We start from the raw sequence: 2,570 nt of genomic DNA on the forward strand, positions 1-2,570 counted from the left end.
ACCCCACACCCCACACCCTGCCCCCACGAAAAACTTTTTCAGCAGACCCTAGTTAGTTATCCCTCGCTGTTTCCGAATTATTGTAACCGCTGCTAATTACTTTACCTAAAACTATGACTGGGACATTAATCAAAGCCAAAATTCCCCCTTCTACTCACGAATTTGCCGACATTATCCACCGGTTAGAAGCGGGTGGATCCATGTTGCCCGATACTCCCGAAAATCTGATGCAAATTATCGGCATTTATAAAGCTTATGCTGTACCGATGGATTTTTATTGGCGAGATCTGCTCTATATTGCCGAACGAGTTTTCCTCGATCCTTTGCCCTTCTTTAAATATTTTCTGCCCCAAGAATACCTAGACCTACAAAATCATTACGCTGGCGATAATGCCGATTTACGCATCTGGCGCGGTACGGGTTCCGCTCACCCTGAATTATTAGAATTCATGGATAAAGGTAAAACCAGAAAAATGCCCAGATTAATCCATCATCTTTGGCATGACCGTATTAATATGGAATTTGCCGAAGCTTGTATGCAAGCCATGTTATGGCATGGCCGCGATATGGGTTGGGGTTTATTTGATGCCTATCTTGATTCAGAAGAATATCGCCAAAATGCCGACCGCGCTATTAAGGCCTATTTCAAGAAAAATCCCGTGATGATGAAACTTTATGACCTGTTCCCCGATATGTTCTTGGAACAGGTGCGGATGATGTCCTACTACTCTAATTTAGGACTATTCTGGGAAGTGATGGCTCCAGTATTTTTCGAGATGTCTGATATCTACGATGAAGGCGGGTTTAAAGGGGTTCCCGATGCTATGAATTTCCTCGTTAATGGCATTTTTGCCATCGCCGGCCGGCCAATTTACCATCACGTTTATATTGATGGTCAATGCTACGAAATTATCCCCAAATCAAAGGCTTTTACTTGGCTTTATGAAGCGGCCTTACCCTATGTAGAAGCCGTCTTTTATCGTACTGCACCCTTCCGGGGTACAAAGTCCTATAATGCCCAAGCAAAACAGGTTCCCGACCAACAAAAAGACTTTCACTATGGTATTCTTTACGCGGATGTTTTCCCCGTGGGTACTGCGGGAATTCCCCCGACGTTGTTAATGGATGATATGTATCATTTTTTACCCCAATATCTGATCGATTACTATCAGCAAAACTGCCGGGGGCAAGATGATATTTTGATTCAATTGGGGATTAGTTTCCAGCGTTCGATGTATAATGTTACTTCGGCAGTTATTCAAGCTCTACGCACTGCTTTACTCTATCCCCTTGACGATCCTAATCCCAAACATTTACTGAAAAATCGTCAATTCTTTGAGGCACAAATGGACAGATTTAAACGTCCCGAAGCACGTCTTAGAGATATCCAAAGTCCTAATTATCGTTGAGGTTTTTTGCTTACTTTTCTGGTGGGTTTATCGAAAAAATCGGGTCTAAAACTTCGCCTTAAGGCGAAAAGTTTTGGGAGCGGGGCATAAATCCCCGTTACAAAAACGGCCGACCGCCCCCTGCCTCCTGCCCCCTGCCTTCGTTAAAGCCCACCTTTTTTGATATAATGAGATGGCCGACACCCAACCTCAAAAAAGATGACCACTTTTCCCATCATCGATAATAACGAGTTCTGTGCGGATGAGGTAAAATTTCCCCCCAGGGATATCTGGAGTGAGGAACCCCCCTTGGAAAGCTACGCTCATTTACAACAAATTCTGATTTTACTTCAATGTTTAGAATGGTTATGGCAAGATCGCAATGATTATTTTGCTGCCGCTAATTTGAGCATTTATTATAGTCCTAATCAGAAAAAATCTGAGGATTTTCGCGGGCCAGATTTTTTTGTCGTTTTGGGAACAGAAAGACGCTTAGATCGAAAAAGTTGGGTAGTTTGGGGAGAAGGGGGCAAATATCCCGATGTTATCGTGGAAATTCTCTCTCCTAGTACCGCCAAAGTAGATCGCGGCCAGAAAAAACAAATTTATCAAGATATTTTTCGCACTCCCGATTATTTTTGGTTCGATCCTGAAACCTTAGAATTCCAAGGATTTCGGCTAATGGAAGGGCAATATCAAGCAATTGAGCCGACAGACCGAGGTTGGTTATGGAGCGATCGCTTAGGCTTATTTCTGGGTATTTATCAACAACAATTACGCTATTTTAATAGGGAGGGGGAATTAATTACTACCCCCGCAGAAGTGGCTAAACAGGAACGTCAAGAGAAGGTTTTAGCTTTACAACAAATAGAAAAATTAAAATCTCGTTTACGCGAGTTAGGAGCCGATTTAGAAGGTATTTAGAGCCAGTTTTTTTCAGAGCCGTAGGTTGGGTTGAGGAACGAAACCCAACCCAATTATTTAAAAGTGTTGGGTTTCACTATCGTTCAACCCAACCTACGATCTAAGGCGGGTCGATTTTTTTTTGAGCCGTAGAAACCCAACCCAATTATTTAAAAGTGTTGGGTTTCACTATCGTTCAATCCAACCTACGATCTGAAATTAAATAATATTGTGGCGCTCCTAACCCACCCTTTTTGAGCCGTAGGTTGGGTTGAGGAA

The 2,570-nt window shown here is 42.7% G+C and carries 2 protein-coding genes; both read left to right on the forward strand.

What is annotated here, in order from left to right:
* Nucleotides 1–113: 113 nt before the first annotated feature.
* Entirely contained in the window at nucleotides 114–1,409 is a 1,296-nt protein-coding gene (locus tag IQ242_RS22185; protein ID WP_193961433.1) for a CO2 hydration protein, read from the forward strand.
* Between the two features lie 198 nt (nucleotides 1,410–1,607).
* On the forward strand, nucleotides 1,608–2,312 hold the full coding sequence (locus IQ242_RS22190) for a Uma2 family endonuclease (protein ID WP_193961434.1): 705 nt from the start codon (nucleotides 1,608–1,610) through the stop codon (nucleotides 2,310–2,312).
* Nucleotides 2,313–2,570 lie beyond the last annotated feature (258 nt).

It is taken from the genome of Microcystis sp. LEGE 08355 (assembly GCF_015207185.1).
In the GTDB taxonomy this organism is placed as follows: Bacteria; Cyanobacteriota; Cyanobacteriia; order Cyanobacteriales; family Microcystaceae; genus Microcystis; species Microcystis panniformis.

Bases quoted from the DNA above. Each gene is read 5' to 3' on its own strand.
- IQ242_RS22185 (WP_193961433.1), top strand. From the start codon at position 114: ATGACTGGGACATTAATCAAAGCCAAAATTCCCCCTTCTACTCACGAA.
- IQ242_RS22190 (WP_193961434.1), top strand. From the start codon at position 1,608: ATGACCACTTTTCCCATCATCGATAATAACGAGTTCTGTGCGGATGAG.